Here is a 15,450-nt window from a genome sequence, read left to right as displayed (position 1 = left end):
GAGCGACCGTTCTCACGGGACTCTCATGAAGGCCGGGCCATACTAGCGAGTCCGCTCGTTTTCCGAAGGAGACCCATGAAGATCGCTGTCGTCGGGACCGGTTATGTCGGGCTGTCGAACGCCGTGGTGCTGGCTCAGCACCATGAGGTGGTGGCGTTGGACATCGACCGGGACAAGGTGGAGCAGCTCAACGACCGGGTCAGCCCGATCGTGGACCCGGAGCTGCAGGACTATCTGTCCACCCGGGAGCTCAACCTGCGGGCCACCACGGACCCCCAGGAGGCGTATGACGGGGCGGAGTGGGTGATCATCGCCACGCCGACGGACTATGACACCGAGACGAACTTCTTCAACACCGCGAGCGTGGAGCTGGTGCTGACCGACGTGCTGCGGCACAACCCGGCCGCCACGATCGTGATCAAGTCGACCGTCCCGGTCGGCTACACCGAGCGGCTGCGCGAGCAGCACCCGGAGGCCACGATCCTCTTCTCGCCGGAGTTCCTCCGGGAGGGCAGGGCGCTGTTCGACAACCTGCACCCGTCCCGGATCATCGTCGGCGACGACGGCCCCAGGGCCCGGCAGTTCGCCGAGATGCTGCTCGAGGGCGCTCTGGACAAGGAGGTGCCGGTCCTGCTCACCGGGCCGACCGAGGCCGAGGCGATCAAGCTGTTCGCCAACACCTATCTGGCGATGCGGGTGGCCTACTTCAACGAGCTGGATACGTATGCCGTCACGCGAGGTCTCGACACCCAGCAGGTCATCGAGGGGGTGGGCCTCGACCCCCGGATCGGGAGCCACTACAACAACCCGTCGTTCGGTTATGGCGGCTACTGCCTGCCGAAGGACACCCGGCAGCTGCTGGCCAACTATGGCGACGTGCCGCAGACCCTGATCACCGCGATCGTTGACGCGAACAGCACTCGGATGGACTTCGTGGCCTCGGACATCCTGGCCCGACGGCCGCGTCGCGTCGGGATCTATCGGCTCATCATGAAGACGGGCTCGGACAACTTCCGGGCCTCCAGCATCCAGGGTGTGATGTCGCGGCTGCAGGCGCGCGGCGTCGAGGTCGTCATCTATGAGCCCGCCCTGGAGCAGGAGACGTTCCAGGGCTGCCGGGTGCTGGACAGCCTCGAGGAGTTCGACGCCATCACCGACGTCATCGTCGCCAACCGTCTCGACGCGTCCACCGCGGTGTTCGGCGACAAGCTCTACACGCGCGACCTCTACAGCCGGGACTGAGGCAGTCGCTCCTCAGACCTCCAGCGGTTGCGGACTGGCGTCCTCGACCACCTGCGGGCCCCTGGGGAGCAGGTCGTCGGGTCGCTCGTCAAGCTTGACCAGGACGACGCCGGTGAGGATGAGCGCCCCGCCGAGCAGCTGGATCGCCGCCGGCATCTGGCCGAGCAGCACCCACGCCCAGACGAACGAGAACATCACCTCGGTCAGGCCCACGAACGAGCCCAGCTTCGAGCCCAGGCGGCGGGTGGCCGCGATGCCAGTGGCATAGGAGATCGCCGCCGCGACGACGCCGAGCAGGAGAATGGCCGTCCACCACGGCAGTGCGGCGCCGGCCAGCTGCACGTCGCCGGTCGCGGTGGTCATCGGCAGGATCCCGGCCAGCCCCACGGCGACGAGCCCGGCCGTGCCGATGGCCAGGCCCCCGGTGGCCAGGACAAGCGGGGGCAGGCCGGTGCTCTCATCGGCAGAGATGATGAAGTAGGTCGCCAACCCGACGGCTGCGCACAGCCCCCAGAAGACGCCCAGGAGGTCGATCTGGACGGCGCCGAAGAGGTCCAGCACGAAGGCCAGTCCGGCCACGGCGACCGCGGCCCCCATGATGGTCAGCGGGCGGGGGCGCTGGCCGTGGCGCAGCCACAGCCAGCCGACGACCAGGATGATGCCAAGGTATTCGAGCAGCAGCGCCACCGCGACCGAGATGCGCTCCACGGCAAGGAAGTAGGTCAGCTGGCACGCGGCGACCGCGAGCAGCCCGAACAGGGCCATGCTCACCCACCCGGTGCGCAGCAGGTGCCAGCGTCCGCGCAGCATCAGCAGCGCCGGGACGAGGAGGACCAAGGTGGCCACACCGACCCGCCAGGTCACCGCCGCGAGAGGGGACCAGCCACTGTCCAGCAGGCCCTTGGCCACGGATCCGGACGTGCCGAAGGTGGCGGCCGAGACGATGGCCAGGGCGAGGCCGATGAGCATGCGGTTGCGCACGGGTTGTCCTCCTCACAGGGGCGGGTGCAGGACCGGTGACGCCGTCGTCATGGGTCAACTGAGGTTAGACTCATGACGTTACGCCTACTATCCGTCAGGAGTCAAGATGATCTTTGCTCATGACACCGAGGTGTCCCTCGCGTCCACGGTCGCCCTGATCAACACGGCCCAGGAGATCAACACGGCGGCCGAGCCGGACGGGCTGACCACGCGCGCCGAGCTCGACGAGTTCGTCGCGGAGTGGGGGTGGACCGGCAGCCGCACCCACGACGACGCCGAGCTGCGGCAGGTGCTGCGCCTGCGCACGCGGCTGCACCGGATCTGGCTGGCGGACGAGGAGGCAATCGTCGAGGAGGTCAACCGGTTGCTCCGGGACTGCCGCGCCCTGCCGCAACTGGTCCGGCACGACGAGTGGGACTGGCACCTGCACGCCACCCGTGACGAGCAGCCGCTGGCCGAGCGGATGGCGGTCGAGGCGGCGATGGCACTGGTCGATGTGATCCGTTCGGACGAGACCGAGCGACTGGCGGTCTGTGCCGCCGGGGACTGCGAGAACGTGCTGATCGACCTGTCCCGCAACAGGTCCCGGCGCTACTGCGACGCTGGCTGCACCAACCGGATGGCGGCGGCGGCCTATCGCGCACGCCGGGCGGCCGCGGGGGAGTAGCTCCGTGGCTCCCGCCCGAGGCCGCCCGCCTCGGGTCACGAGCCCAAGTCGGTCAACCCAAGGGGCCGCAGACAACGGGATATGGCGAAATCATGAACTCGTTCGATCGACCCGGCGTGCAAGACGCCGGGATGACAGGACGACGCCCCAGCCAGTCACGAGCACGGCGCACGCGATGCCGATGACGGTGAGAGCAACCTGGCCGTACCCGTGGGCAGGGTCAAGAAACGGGTACGGCACCCATCCGTCGGTCGCGCCGCGGATCAGGACGACGACCAGCCACAGCACCGGGTAGATGAGAATGACCCCGACAGTGCTGGCGGGCTGGGCCCTGCGCTCTGGTGCGAGCACCCAGTCGAGGACCGCGAACAGCGGCGTGACCACATGCAGAACGATGTTCGCCCAGGGAACCGGGACGCCTCCCGCAGCGCCCAGCGGTGCGAGCAGCACCGCGTAGACCAACCCCACGAGCACGATATAGGTGACGCACGCTGCACGGGCCGTCTCTGCCCACGCAGGTGCGGCCCGGCCGGCGACCCCCAGAGCGCCTAGAAGTGTGAACACCGCAGCCAGCAAGATGTTGGACTGGATCGTGAAGTAGCCGAACAGATTAAATGGATTGATCGATGTCCGGCTCGCGGCCTCGGCCACCGTCGCAACGATGGCGGCGATGACCAACGCCGCGACACCCAGTCGAGCCCAGTCCCATGCGCGCGCCAGGGTTCGTCTCACCGGTGAGAGCCTCGATCCGGCGAGGTCCACCTGGTGCGGTGGCGACGTCATGGCAGGAAGGTAGCAGGCGGGATGCGCAAGCCGCTTCTTTGTCGCGGACGGGGACACGGGCGTCGGGCGCGGTCGTGGGCCGTCCCTGGCGTGCGGCGTCCGCCGCCACGGAAGACACTGAGGCATGGCGCGGATGGCGAAACACGATTCGTCGGCAGAGGCGTATGGTGCCGGTTCGGTGGAGCCGCGCCAGATGCCGCTGCGAGGCTGGCTGCTGATCCTGCGCCGCGTGGTGCGCCGGGTGGCGGACGACAACTTCTCGCTGTACAGCGCTGGGGTGGCGTTCTTCGCCGTCCTGTCGATAGCGCCGGTGCTGCTCACCGCCCTTTCTGTCTATGGCGCCATCAACACTCCGGCTCAGGCGCTCGATCAGCTCTCCGGGCTGGTGGAACTCCTGCCGCCAGCACTCGGCGAGCTCGTCGCCGACCAGCTTGTGTCCATCACCGAAGCTTCGACCCAGCTGCTCACGGCCCGTGGCCTGCTTGCCCTGGGTGTCGCCCTGGTCACGGCCACGACTGCCACGACGTTCCTGATCGATGCTCTGACCGTGGCCTACCGCGAGCAGGAGACGCGTGGCATGCTGCGTCGCAGCGGACTGGCGCTGGCGTTCGTGCTCGGCGGCGCACTCGTCCTCGGGGCCGTGATCACTGGCAGCACCGTGGTTTCAGGGGTCCTGTCCGAGGCCCCGACCTGGGTGCGAGTGCCTGTGCTCGTCGGGATCTGGATCGGACTCGCTGCGCTGGTGGCGTTGGGGCTGTCGATCCTGTATCGCTTCGCACCGGACCGCCGCGGCCAGGCACGGTGGCGCTGGATCAGCAGAGGAGCCATCGCCACGACCGCCCTGTGGCTGGCGGCCTCGGCCGGGCTCTTCTTCTTCGTGTGGAATCTCGGGACCTACGAGCGCACCTACGGGTCCCTGGCAGGTGTGGCCATCAGCATGTTCTGGATCTGGCTCACGGTCCTTGTGCTCATCCTCGGTGCCGCACTCAACGCCGAGACCGAAAGGCAGACCGCCCGCGACACCACCATCGGGGCCGAACGCCCTCCGGGACAGCGCGGTGCCGTCGTTGCCGACGACATCCCCCCTCACCCGGAGGACCCGAACTGAGGTCCTCCGCCCCGCTAACCTGGACCCATGCCAACCGCCGCTGACCCTGCCGCCGAGGTGACGGCATACCTCGCGTCGTTGCCCGAGCCCGCCCACGCCCGGGTGGAGCAGATCAGATCCGCGGTGCACGAGGCGACGCCCGGGTTGGGCGAGAAGATCTCGTATGGCGTGCTGACCTTCACCGCGGACGGGCGCACCGCGATGCACACGGGTGGGTATGCCGGGCACGTGAGCGTCTATCCCGTCCCGGGCGACCCTGCGCTGGTCGAGCGCTGCGCGCCCTGGGTGGCGGGGAAGGGGACCCTGAAGTTCCCGCACGCCGGGGAGCTGCCGCTTGACCTCGTCGCGGACTGCGCGGTCTGGTTTGCCGGCGAGGCCAGGAGCAAGTCCGCGCGCCGCAGCAAAGGGTAGGGCGCGCGCCATCCTTCCGGTCCACGTGCGTGGATGCTTCACGCGATTTTGGCGGGGCTGCGTGACGGATGCCACGCACCTGAGCGTGACGTATCACAAATATAACGCCCCACGTGATGTATAACCCCTGTCACCAATCGCGGAGAGACTGGGATGCTTTAACCTGCAGAGATGGACCGAGAGCACGACCAGTTGACCCCTGCCACCTTGGCCGTCGCCCTCGGCCGGCCGGAGCGCGCTCCCGGTGCGCCGGTCGTGGAGCCCGTGACGTTCACGTCCACCTATCTCGCCGGCGGCCCGGTCAACTACGCGCGGGTCGGCAACCCGACGTGGACCGCCCTGGAGGACGTCATCGGCGGCCTCGAGAGTGGCGACGCCCTGACCTTCGCCTCGGGGCTGGCGGCGATCGACGCGGTGCTGAGCCTGGTCCCGATGGGCGGCCGCGTCGTCGCGCCGGCCCACTCCTACAACGGGACCACCGGGCTGCTGACCGAGATGGCGGGCGAGGGACGGTTGGAGGTCAGCGCCGTGGATATTTCCGACACGGCAGCGGTGCTCGCCCAGCTCGACGGCGCCGACCTGCTCTACATCGAGTCGCCGACCAACCCGATGATGGAGGTGGCCGACCTCCCGGCGCTGGTCAGGGAGGCCCGGGCGCGCGGCATCGTCACCGCCGTCGACAACACCTTCGCCACCCCGCTGCTGCAGACCCCGCTGGCCGACGGGGTCGACATCGTGGTGCACTCGGCGACCAAATATCTCTCCGGTCACTCCGACGTGCTGCTGGGGGCCCTGGTGACGGCGCCGACCGACCCTGGCCGTGAGCTGCACGCCCGGCTCCTGACCCGGCGCTCCCTGCACGGTGCGATCCCCGGCCCGATGGAGGCCTGGATCGTGCTGCGCGGGATCCGCACCCTGTCCGTCCGGCTGGAGCGTGCCTGCGCCAGCGCCGCCGAGCTAGTGGACCGGCTGAGCGCGCACCCGGCGGTCACTCGCGTGCGCTATCCCGGGCTCGGCGCGATGATCGCCGTGGAGGTGCACGGTGGGGCTGACGGTGCCGACCGCGTCTGCGCGGCCACCTCGCTGTGGACGCACTCGACGAGCCTGGGCGGGGTCGAGTCCCAGCTCGAGCGGCGGCGCGCGCAGCCCCTCGAGGTCGAGACCGTGCCTGAGTCCCTGATCAGGCTGTCCGTCGGCATCGAGGACGTCGAGGACCTCTGGTGCGACCTGGCGCAGGCGCTCGACCAGGCCTGAGCGTGCGCCTGGTCGCGCGCGCCAGGCCACGGAACGCGCGGATGCTCACTTGCTAGCAATCTAGAAGAGTGTTAGCGTTCCCTACATGCCCGACGACAAAGCACAGTTCAACGTCTATCTGCCCAAGGACCTCATCCGCGAGATCAAGCACCGTGGGGTCGACGAGGGCATCAGCATGTCGGCCCTGATCGAAAGGATCGTCCGCGACTACCTGGAGGAGAAGTCATGATCTGCGCAAGCCCGATTCGCTTCACCGCCGACCTGGCGGCCCACCGACGCTATCTGGACGCCCTCGGCGCCACCCGGGTCACCACCGCCCCCGGCTGGGAGGTCTTTGCCCTCGGCTCCGGCCGCCTCGCCCTGCACGCCGCCAGCGACCAGCAGCCCTCGGGCGCCACGGTCCTGGCCTGGGAGGTGCCCGATCTGGACGCCTGGGCGGAGCAGGCCCGGCCTGCGGGCGTGCCCTTCGAGATCGGTATGACGGGGCACGGGACCGCGGCCATCGTCACCGCCCCCGACGGCACGACCTTCACGGTCGACCCGGCCGCTGAGGCCGAGCAGCCCGCACCGGCAGACCCGGCCCTCTCGGTGCTGCCCATCTGGTACACCCCCTCAGCCGAGGTGGAGGGCGCACGCCGGGTCGTCACCGGGCTGGGCGGCATACAGCGGGTCACTGCCGACAGCGACGTGTGGACTGACTTCGTCTGTCCCGCAGGCGGTCTGGTCGCCGTGCACGCCAGCGACGACGGTCCTGACGTGGAGCTGGGGTTCGAGTTCGACGGTGACGTCGAGTCGCTCATCCCCGCCCTCGAGGCCGCCGGGGTCGAGGCGGTGCTGATCGACGAGACCTACAGCAGGACCCTGCAGATCCCGGACCCGGACCGGGAGGGACGGATGCTGTGGATCAACGAGAAGCAGCAGGACCTCTACGGCTACAGCTCCAGCCAGGCGCCCGCCTGACCAAGGCGCGAGCGGGGCTGGCGTCGGCCAGGCAAACTCAGCCGACGCTGCCGATGACGACGTCCCACTCCCGGATCTCGACCGAGTCGAGCATGCCCTGCTGGGCAAACGGGTCCTGGCTCAGCAGGTCGCGCACGGACTCGGCCGACTCACCCTCGACGAGGATCAGCGCCTCGGGGCCTCCGTCGAGCAGGGGACCGGACGCGACGACGACGCCCTCCTCGGCCAGTCCGCCGAGGAACTCCCGGTGGGCGGGGCGGTGCTCATCCCGCCCACCGGTGTCGTCGGAGTAGCGGTAGCGCACGGCATACAGGCTCATGGTCGTCAGTATGCCGCTCAGTCGCTGGTCACGTAGGTCCCGAGCTCCCCGTGCACCAGGGCCTGGGCCTCTCCGAGGTTGCCGATGGCGGCGGCCACCCCGGGGCCGCCCGCCTCGACGAACTGGCACACCGCGTCGACCTTGGGCCCCATCGACCCGGACGGCAGGTCCAGCGAGCGCAGATAGGACGGTGTCGTGTGCCGGATGGGCGTCTCATGATCCGTGCCGAACCCGTCCATGACGTGCCCCACGTCGGTGAGCACGAGCAGCCGGTCGGCGTGCAGCCGCCGCGCGATGAGGGCCGCGGACAGGTCCTTGTCGATGACCGCCTCGACGCCGCGCAGGTCCCCGGTCTCGGTGCGCACCACGGGAACCCCGCCACCACCGGCGCAGACCACGATGATCGACTCGTCGAGCAGGTGGTCGATCAGCTTGCCCTCGATGATCTCCCGCGGCCTGGGCGAGGCAACGACGCGGCGCCAGCGATCACCGTCCTGCTTGACCTGCCAGCCGTGCCGGTCGGCCAGCTCCCGGGCCTCCTCCTCGGCATACAGCTCTCCGACGAACTTCGTGGGGTTGGCGAACCCGGGGTCGTGGGCGTCGACGAGGGTCTGGTTGATGATCGACGCGAACTGGCGGTAGGGACGCTCGTTGCCCATCGCCTGCAGGATCCAGTAGCCGATCAGGCCCTGCGTCATCGCCCCGAGCGCGTCGAACGGGAAGGACTTGGTCAGCCGCGGGTCGGCCGCCGACTCCATCGCCAGCACACCGACCTGGGGTCCGTTGCCGTGGGTGATCACGACCTCGTGGTCGTCAGTCAGCGGCGCCAGCTCCCGCGCGGCGAGCCGGATGTTCTCCACCTGCGCCTCGGCGTCGGGCACCTGCCCGCGCTGCAGCAGCGCGTTGCCGCCGAGGGCCACCACGATCCGCATCCGCACCTCCTGTGCCGCCGGCCCCGACAGAACGCCTGAGTCGCCTGGGCTGAGACTAGAGCGTCGGAGCGCGCGGTGGCACGATGGGTCGATGCGCGCGTTCTTTGCGGTGCTGCCGCCGGCTGAGGTGCTCCAGGACCTGGCGGCCTATCTGGAGCCGCGCCGGGAGGCTGACACCGAGCGCGTGTGGCGGTGGACCCGCACCCAGCACCTGCACCTGACCCTTGCGTTCCTGGCCGACCTGCCCGACTGGCGCGAGGAGGAGCTGATCGCCAGCGGAGACGAGTGGGCGGCCAGGCAACAACCGGTCCGTATGTCGTGGGGCGGGGCTGGCGCCTTCCCTGACCCGGGTGCGGCAAAGGTGATGTGGGTCGGGGTGACCGGGGAGGAGACACGCCGTGAGCTGGCGGCCTGGTCACGGGCGCTGCGCGACCAGGCCAACCACGCCGGGGCCGACGTCGACGGCCAGCGCTTCACACCCCACGTGACGGTCGCGCGCTCCGCCCGCCGGGTCAGCGCCGGCCGCTGGGTGCAGGCGCTGGACGCCTATGAGTCTGTCGAGTTCGTCGTCGATGAGGTCGCCCTCGTGCAGTCGCACCTGGGCGAGGGCCCCGGGCGCTCGCCACGCTATGAGGTCCGGCACACGTTCTCGCTGGGGTGACGCGACTGTGCGGCATTCCCCTCCGTCTTACAGCAGGTTCGGTGTCTTCGAGCCTGTTGCAACAGGCTGCAAGACACACTTGAGGCTCTAAGTCGTGTGGGGCGGAGGTGAATGCTGCGCACCGCGGATGATGCGGCGGCGGCGGGTGGACGCGACGGGGCGGACGCGCAGGAGGACGCTCGGTCAGCCCTCTTCGGCTTGGGACGGCACGATCGGCTGGGTCGAGACCCCGAGGTCCGCGCCGCAGGTGCGTCCCTCCTCCGCCGGAGGGGCGACGCGGTTGCCGTTGATGACGGTGACGTTGTCATACTGCGGGCGCCCCGACACCAGGTTGCGATAGGTGTAGCGCGTCAGGGTCTGGACCGAGCAGTCGGTGCCGAACGACAGGATGTCGAAGGCATAGGGCTGCCCGACGAGCTCACCGGCGGTCTCCTCGTCCTCACCGGTGGCCTCGGGCACCTGGAAGTGGTTGACCAGGCCGCCGCCGGTGAACGTGCCGACCTGGATCCGGTTGCCGTCCAGCAGCGGGCTGTGCATGTGACCGTTGACCTTCAGGCCACCGGTGTCCAACGGCCTGAGCGCATAGGGCTGGTGGCTGACCAGGATGTCGGGCAGTGGCCAACCTTCCGTCGCCGTGGCGAACCGCTCGGCGGCGGCGGCCTGCTGCGCCCCGAAGTCCTCGTTGACCTCGGCGAAGTAACGCCAGTCGTTGAAGCCGGTGATGCGCACCCCGTCGACGTTCGCCTCGGCATACTCCCCGGCAGTCGGTTCCAGGAGGATGACGTTGGGGATCTGCTCCAGCCGGCGCAACAACGACTCGTCCTGGGCGTTGAGCGCATCGTGGTTGCCGCGCACGAAGACATAGGGCACGCCCAGCTCCTCGATCGCGGAGAACATCCCCGCCAGCTCCCCCTCCTGGACCCGCCCGAAGTTGAGCATGTCGCCGCTGTCGATCACCGCCGTGATCGCCTCGTCCTCGACGATCCGCTGGACCAGCGGGTAGTAGTTCATCCCGTGGATGTCGGAGACGAGCAGGAACCGGGCCCCCGGCTCGGCGGCCGTCTCGGCCGGCACGAACTCCCGCTGCAGGGCGTCCGAGAGGGCCAACAGGTTCTGGACGTATGGCGTGGCTCGCTGGGCCTGCCCCTGGATGTCGGTGAGCATGCCGCTGTTGGAGCGCACCGTGCCGAGCAGGCTCGTCGCCTCGTAGGCCGCGAAGTTCGTCGACCGATAGGTGGTCACCGCCGACAGCGACGGCACAGCCACGGCCAGCGCCGTCGCCGTGCCGATGACCTTCAGCGAACGGCGCCTCGGCTGGGGCGTGCGTCCGAGCAGCCACAACCCGACGACCAGCACGTTGGTCAGCAGCACCCCGCCGACGAACTTCACCGCGAGCTCGCGCAGGCCCGACTCCATCGCCGCGCGCAGCTCGCCGTCCCTGGGGGTCAGGTCGGCGACGTCGACGCGGCCGCGCGTGAACAGGTCGGTGATCTCCTCCTTGACCTGGACCCGGGCCTCGATGCCGGGCGCCGGCAGCAGACCCGCGAAGTGGAGATCGATGTCGCCGAACACGGTCGGTGCGTGCACGGTCGACGCCTCGAACGGCGACGGGGTCACCCGCACGGCCGCCCGGAAGTTGTCGGTCTCGGTGGTGATCGGCCAGAGGCTGGTCGTGGCCACTCCGCCGACATACCCGACGACCGCCAGGACGGCCACGGTCAGCACGACCCGCAACCGCCGGCCCCACCTCGAGGGCTCGTCGGCAGCACGCGGATCGACGCCGCGCGGCAGAGGCTCTTCGACTTCGGTCATGGCATCTGGAATCTTAGGCGTCACGGACGGGAGTCAGCCCATCCGGCAGGTGAGAGGAGCAGGCCGTGGACCAGCAGCAGTCAGCCGACGTGATCGTGGTGGGGGCCGGGCTCGCCGGACTGGTCGCCACCGCCGAGCTGGTCGAGGCCGGGCGATCGGTCATCCTGGTCGACCAGGAGTCGGCCGAGCACCTCGGCGGTCAGGCGTGGTGGTCCTTCGGTGGCCTCTTCCTCGTCGACAGCCCCGAGCAGCGCCGGATGGGCATCCACGACAGCTTCGACCTGGCCTGGCGGGACTGGAAGGGCACGGCCGGGTTCGACCGGCTCGCCGACGAGGACAGCTGGGCGGTGCGCTGGGCGCAGGCCTATGTCGCGTGGGCGGCCGGTGAGAAGCGGGCCTGGTTGCACGGCAAGGGGATCCGCTTCTTCCCCGTGGTGGGCTGGGCCGAGCGCGGCGACGGCACCGCGGACGGTCATGGCAACGGGGTGCCTCGCTTCCACATCACCTGGGGGACCGGGCCCGGCATCGTCGCCCCCTTCGAGGCCACCTGCCGCGCGGCCGCCTCCGACGGCCGCCTCACCCTGGCCGGCCGGCACCGGGTGACCGAGCTGGTCACCACCGACGGCACGGTCACCGGCGTGCGTGGCGAGGTGCTGGCCACCGACGGGGCCCAGCGGGGAGCGCGCAGCACCCGCAGCGTCGTCGACACCTTCGACTACTCCGCCCAGGCCGTCGTCGTGACCTCCGGCGGCATCGGCCACAACCTGGACATGGTCCGCGAGCTCTGGCCCGAGCGGCTGGGCACACCGCCAGCGGCGGAGAACATGGTGGCCGGTGTGCCGGCATACGTCGACGGGTCGATGCTGCCCCTCGTCGAGGGCAGCGGCGCGCGCATGGTCAACCGGGACCGGATGTGGCACTACGTCGAGGGGATCGAGAACCACTCCCCGGTGTGGGAGCGGCACGGCATCCGCATCCTGCCCGGGCCGTCGTCCCTGTGGCTCGACGCGGAGGGCAACCGGCTGCCGGCGCCGCTCTATCCCGGCTTCGACACCCTCGGCACCCTGGCGCACCTGCGGCAGACCGGGCACGACTACTCCTGGTTCATCCTGACGCAGTCGGTCATCGAGAAGGAGTTCGCGCTCTCCGGCTCGGAGCAGAACCCCGACCTGACCGGCAAGAGCATCCCCCAGGTGCTGGGCCGCGTCCGGCCCGGCGCGCCCGGTCCCGTCCAACGGTTCATCGACGACGGGGTCGACTTCGTCTCCGCCGAGACGATCGAGGAGCTCGTCGGGCGGATGAACGAGCTCAGCGGCGACCGGTTGCTCGAGGCGAGCAGGATCCGCGAGATGATCGAGGCCCGCGACGCCGAGCTGGTCAACGACTTCGGCAAGGACACCCAGCTCGCGCTGATCCGCGCGGCGCGGCGCTCGCGCGGCGACCGGCTGATCCGCACCGCCGCACCGCACCGCTTCCTCGACGTCGAGCACGGTCCGCTGCACGCGGTGCGCCTGCGCGTGCTGACCCGCAAGACCCTCGGTGGGGTGCAGACCGACCTGGGCTCGCGCGCGCTGGGGGCCGACGGGGCACCGGTCCCGGGGCTGTATGCCGCGGGTGAGGTGGCCGGGTTCGGCGGCGGTGGGGTGCATGGCTATCGCTCCCTGGAGGGCACCTTCCTGGGCGGGTGCCTCTTCAGCGGTCGCGCTGCCGGCCGGGCGGTCCACGCCGACCTGGGGTGAGGTGTTCGGGCGCGCCCCGGCAGGTGCGTGTGATTGGCTGAGCGCATGCGTGGCGCGTGGGCGGGAGCAGCGACCCTGGTGCTGCTGTGCGCCGGGTGCACGGGGGACGACGTCGAGACCGTCGAGATCATGACCACCGACAGCGAGGGGCAGCCCACCGTGGTGACCCAGGAGGTCACCGAGGCGCCGCCGACCCCGAGCGGGCCTGACGCCGCCCCGACGACGGCTGCCCTGATCTCCACCACGCTGGAGCACCCCGACGGCGGCACGGTCTCCTTCCAGATGCCCGAGACGTGGACCGTCGTGCCGATGGAGGAGCCGGAGCGCACCGACCCGCCGCCGATCGCCGACGCGGTGGCCCCGCTGCAGTGGTGCCTCGTCCCGCCCGAGGCGCCGCCGGTTCTCGACGGGTGCAGCGGTGTCCTGCTCGTCATGGGACCGGACTGGCTGCCGGGACCTGCCGGATCGGCATACACACCCCGGCAGGTGGACGGGTGGCGCTCTGGTGCTGCACCGCTGGCCTGCCCCTTCGGCGAGGACGGCGAGCCCGCCGACGCCGCGAGCGTGACGATCACCCCGGACCAGGCAGGCGCCACGGCCGACCCGACGCCGGACGACTCCGAGGTCGACCTGCTGGTCACCGAGGCGGAGGGGCTGCCGCTGACCAGTGTCTCGACCGAGGTGGACGGGCGCCGGGTCACCTATGAGACGTGGCGCGCCTCGTGCAGCCTGACCGAGGACGTCGTGATCACCCCGCAGGTGTGGCACGACCTCGAGCTGGGGGTGCTCGTGCGTGACTACTTCGGCCTGCCGGAGACTGCGCTCGTCGTCGAGTCCCTGCGAGGTGCCTGATGGACCTGGAGGCGTTGCGGCGCAAGATGGGCACCGCTGCACTGGTGGGGTTCCGGATGATCCCAGGGCCGCTGAAGCGCACGCTCGTGCGGGCCGGGACGCCGAGCTACACCGTCGGCGCCGTCTGTCTGATCGAGCACGAGGGCGAGGTGCTCCTGCTGTGGCAGCCGCACCGGCGTGGGTGGAGTCTGCCCGGTGGCCTGCTGGGGCGCGGTGAGGAGCCGGCCGAGGCGGTGCGGCGCGAGGTCCTCGAGGAGGTGGGGCTGCAGATCGAGCCCGGCGATGTCTTCGCGGTCGGGGTGCACGCCTCCACGCAGCAGATCGACGTGATCTTCCGGGTGCGTGCGCGCGAGCGACCGCGCCTCGAGCTGGCGACCGAGGCCCGCAAGGCACAGTGGTGGCGGCTGGAGGACCTGGACGAGACCGACCGGGAGACCCGGCGGATCCTGCAGATCGTGCAGCAGATCGACGCCGAGCCCTCGCCGGGGCGCGTCGTAGAGGAGGCGTCATGAGGCGTCAGGTCGAGTCGTCAGGAGGCGCAGTGGGTCATCGGTTGAGGCACCGCACGCGCGGGGTCGTCGTCATTGGGAGTGCGGTCGCCCTGCTGCTCGCCGGGTGCTCGGGCGATGCGCCGGAGTCCGGCGCACCGTCGGACCCGGCCGCTGCCGTCGATGGTGGGGCGACCTCGGGGTCGGGCGGTCCGGACCCGGTCGACGCCACGGCTGGCCCCCTGCCCCCCGACGATAGCGACGTGACGACCGCCGAGCCGGAGGTGATCGAGCTGCCTCGCGGCGGCACCGAGATCTTCCCGGAGTTCCGGCTGTTCGGCTACTCCGGCCTGCCCGGCTCGCCGGGGATGGGCCGGCTCGGGATCGGCGACCTGGACGAGAAGGTCGAGGAGATGGAGGAGCGTGGCGAGGAGTATGCCGGCGACCGACCGATCCTGCCCGTCCTGGAGCTCATCGCCACGGTGGTGCACCCGGTGCCGGGTGCGGACGGGATGTTCCGCACCTATATCCCCGAGTCGATCATCCAGGACCACCTCGACGCCGCCCGCCGCCACGATGGCATCCTCCTGCTCAACATCCAGCCGGGCCGAGCCGACTTCATCGACGAGGTGCGGCACTACGAGAAGTGGCTGGTCGAGCCGGACGTAGGGGTCGCGCTCGATCCGGAGTGGGCCGTGTCCGAGGGCCAGATCCCGGGCCGCGTCTATGGCAGCACCACCGGCGCCGAGCTGGGCGAGGTCGCCGAGTACCTCTCGGGCCTGGTCGAGGACAACGGGTTGCCCGAGAAGGTGATGGTCTATCACCAGGTGCACCCGGGCGTGGTCCGTGACGAGCTCGAGATGGAGGAGTTCCCTGGCGTGGTCGTGATCAAGTCGGTCGACGGCATCGGGGCCCCCTCCGACAAGATCAAGACCTACAACCTGGTCAACGAGACCAAGCCGGACTTCGTCGTCCCGGGTTTCAAGCTGTTCTATGAGGAGGACCTCGTCCTCGGTCCCATCATGACCGGCGCCGAGGTGCTGGGCCTGGACCCGCAGCCGGAATACATCCTGTTTGAGTGACGGCTGGTGTCCATCGCCACCCCTCCGTCAGGCGCCCATCGCCGCCAGGTCCAGGCACCCATCCACCCAGGTCCAACTGCATGCATCCTTCACGCCACACGCGGTCGGAGCGTGAAGGATCCGTCCAACTGCATGCATCCTTCACGCCACACGCGGCCG

Annotated in this window: 17 protein-coding genes; 12 read left to right on the top strand and 5 right to left on the bottom strand. The window is 70.0% G+C overall.

The annotated features are described in order from the left end of the window. Positions 1-75 precede the first annotated feature (75 nt). On the top strand, positions 76-1,242 hold the full coding sequence (locus NF557_RS16630; RefSeq protein WP_252620885.1) for a nucleotide sugar dehydrogenase: 1,167 nt from the start codon (positions 76-78) through the stop codon (positions 1,240-1,242). A 12-nt stretch (positions 1,243-1,254) separates the two neighbouring features. Here the strand turns inward: NF557_RS16630 and NF557_RS16625 are convergent, their stop codons facing one another. Next, the gene (locus NF557_RS16625; protein WP_252620884.1) at positions 1,255-2,223 is read right to left on the bottom strand and encodes an EamA family transporter; all 969 of its coding nucleotides are present in this window, start codon (positions 2,221-2,223) and stop codon (positions 1,255-1,257) included. Between the two features lie 106 nt (positions 2,224-2,329). Here NF557_RS16625 and NF557_RS16620 point away from each other — a divergent pair, with 106 nt between their 5' ends. After that, entirely contained in the window at positions 2,330-2,890 is a 561-nt protein-coding gene (locus NF557_RS16620) for a CGNR zinc finger domain-containing protein (protein ID WP_252620883.1), read from the top strand. Positions 2,891-2,980: 90 nt separating this feature from the next. Here NF557_RS16620 and NF557_RS16615 read toward each other — a convergent pair whose 3' ends face one another. Further along, positions 2,981-3,673, bottom strand: coding sequence for a Pr6Pr family membrane protein (locus tag NF557_RS16615; RefSeq protein WP_252620882.1), 693 nt, complete (start codon positions 3,671-3,673; stop codon positions 2,981-2,983). 133 nt (positions 3,674-3,806) lie between these two features. Between NF557_RS16615 and NF557_RS16610 the strand changes: the two genes are divergently transcribed. The 5 genes from NF557_RS16610 (at position 3,807) to NF557_RS16590 (ending at position 7,406) form a co-directional block, all read left to right on the top strand. Beyond that, positions 3,807-4,781, top strand: a complete 975-nt coding sequence (locus NF557_RS16610) for a YihY/virulence factor BrkB family protein (protein WP_252620881.1) — start codon at positions 3,807-3,809, stop codon at positions 4,779-4,781. A gap of 27 nt (positions 4,782-4,808) precedes the next feature. Then, entirely contained in the window at positions 4,809-5,192 is a 384-nt protein-coding gene (locus NF557_RS16605) for an iron chaperone (RefSeq protein ID WP_252620880.1), read from the top strand. 171 nt (positions 5,193-5,363) lie between these two features. Then, positions 5,364-6,446 (top strand): trans-sulfuration enzyme family protein, encoded by a 1,083-nt coding sequence (locus NF557_RS16600; RefSeq protein ID WP_252620879.1) that lies wholly within the window; start codon positions 5,364-5,366, stop codon positions 6,444-6,446. Positions 6,447-6,531: 85 nt separating this feature from the next. After that, a complete protein-coding gene (locus NF557_RS16595) occupies positions 6,532-6,675 on the top strand; it encodes a ribbon-helix-helix domain-containing protein (protein WP_252620878.1) in 144 nt (47 codons plus the stop codon). Beyond that, on the top strand, positions 6,672-7,406 hold the full coding sequence (locus NF557_RS16590; protein ID WP_252620877.1) for a VOC family protein: 735 nt from the start codon (positions 6,672-6,674) through the stop codon (positions 7,404-7,406). Before NF557_RS16595 ends, NF557_RS16590 begins: the two co-directional genes overlap by 4 nt. Positions 7,407-7,443: 37 nt before the next feature. Here the strand turns inward: NF557_RS16590 and NF557_RS16585 are convergent, their stop codons facing one another. Further along, a complete protein-coding gene (locus NF557_RS16585; RefSeq protein WP_252620876.1) occupies positions 7,444-7,725 on the bottom strand; it encodes a YciI family protein in 282 nt (93 codons plus the stop codon). 17 nt (positions 7,726-7,742) lie between these two features. Continuing rightward, positions 7,743-8,657 (bottom strand): carbamate kinase, encoded by a 915-nt coding sequence (locus NF557_RS16580; RefSeq protein WP_252620875.1) that lies wholly within the window; start codon positions 8,655-8,657, stop codon positions 7,743-7,745. A 91-nt stretch (positions 8,658-8,748) separates the two neighbouring features. Here NF557_RS16580 and thpR point away from each other — a divergent pair, with 91 nt between their 5' ends. Next, positions 8,749-9,318, top strand: coding sequence for an RNA 2',3'-cyclic phosphodiesterase (gene thpR / locus NF557_RS16575; protein WP_252620874.1), 570 nt, complete (start codon positions 8,749-8,751; stop codon positions 9,316-9,318). Between the two features lie 183 nt (positions 9,319-9,501). On the opposite strand, the gene NF557_RS16570 is transcribed toward thpR, so the two are convergent. After that, positions 9,502-11,130 (bottom strand): metallophosphoesterase family protein, encoded by a 1,629-nt coding sequence (locus NF557_RS16570; protein WP_252620873.1) that lies wholly within the window; start codon positions 11,128-11,130, stop codon positions 9,502-9,504. Between the two features lie 65 nt (positions 11,131-11,195). On the opposite strand from NF557_RS16570, the gene NF557_RS16565 reads away from it, so the two are divergent. The 4 genes from NF557_RS16565 to NF557_RS16550 are packed head-to-tail and all read left to right on the top strand — an operon-like array spanning position 11,196 to position 15,291. Continuing rightward, a complete protein-coding gene (locus NF557_RS16565) occupies positions 11,196-12,869 on the top strand; it encodes an FAD-binding dehydrogenase (RefSeq protein WP_252620872.1) in 1,674 nt (557 codons plus the stop codon). A 33-nt stretch (positions 12,870-12,902) separates the two neighbouring features. Further along, positions 12,903-13,721: a hypothetical protein gene (locus NF557_RS16560; protein WP_252620871.1), complete on the top strand. Its 819-nt coding sequence runs from the start codon at positions 12,903-12,905 to the stop codon at positions 13,719-13,721. Then, positions 13,721-14,233 (top strand): NUDIX hydrolase, encoded by a 513-nt coding sequence (locus tag NF557_RS16555; RefSeq protein ID WP_252620870.1) that lies wholly within the window; start codon positions 13,721-13,723, stop codon positions 14,231-14,233. Before NF557_RS16560 ends, NF557_RS16555 begins: the two co-directional genes overlap by 1 nt. Next, on the top strand, positions 14,230-15,291 hold the full coding sequence (locus NF557_RS16550) for a hypothetical protein (RefSeq protein WP_252620869.1): 1,062 nt from the start codon (positions 14,230-14,232) through the stop codon (positions 15,289-15,291). The genes NF557_RS16555 and NF557_RS16550 overlap by 4 nt, the downstream gene beginning before the upstream one ends. Positions 15,292-15,450 lie beyond the last annotated feature (159 nt).

The sequence above is a fragment of the Ornithinimicrobium cryptoxanthini genome, from assembly GCF_023923205.1.
Classification (GTDB): Bacteria; Actinomycetota; Actinomycetes; order Actinomycetales; family Dermatophilaceae; genus Ornithinicoccus; species Ornithinicoccus cryptoxanthini.
Note: the sequence above shows the minus strand (reverse complement) of the source record. Positions and strands in the feature narration are given on the sequence as shown.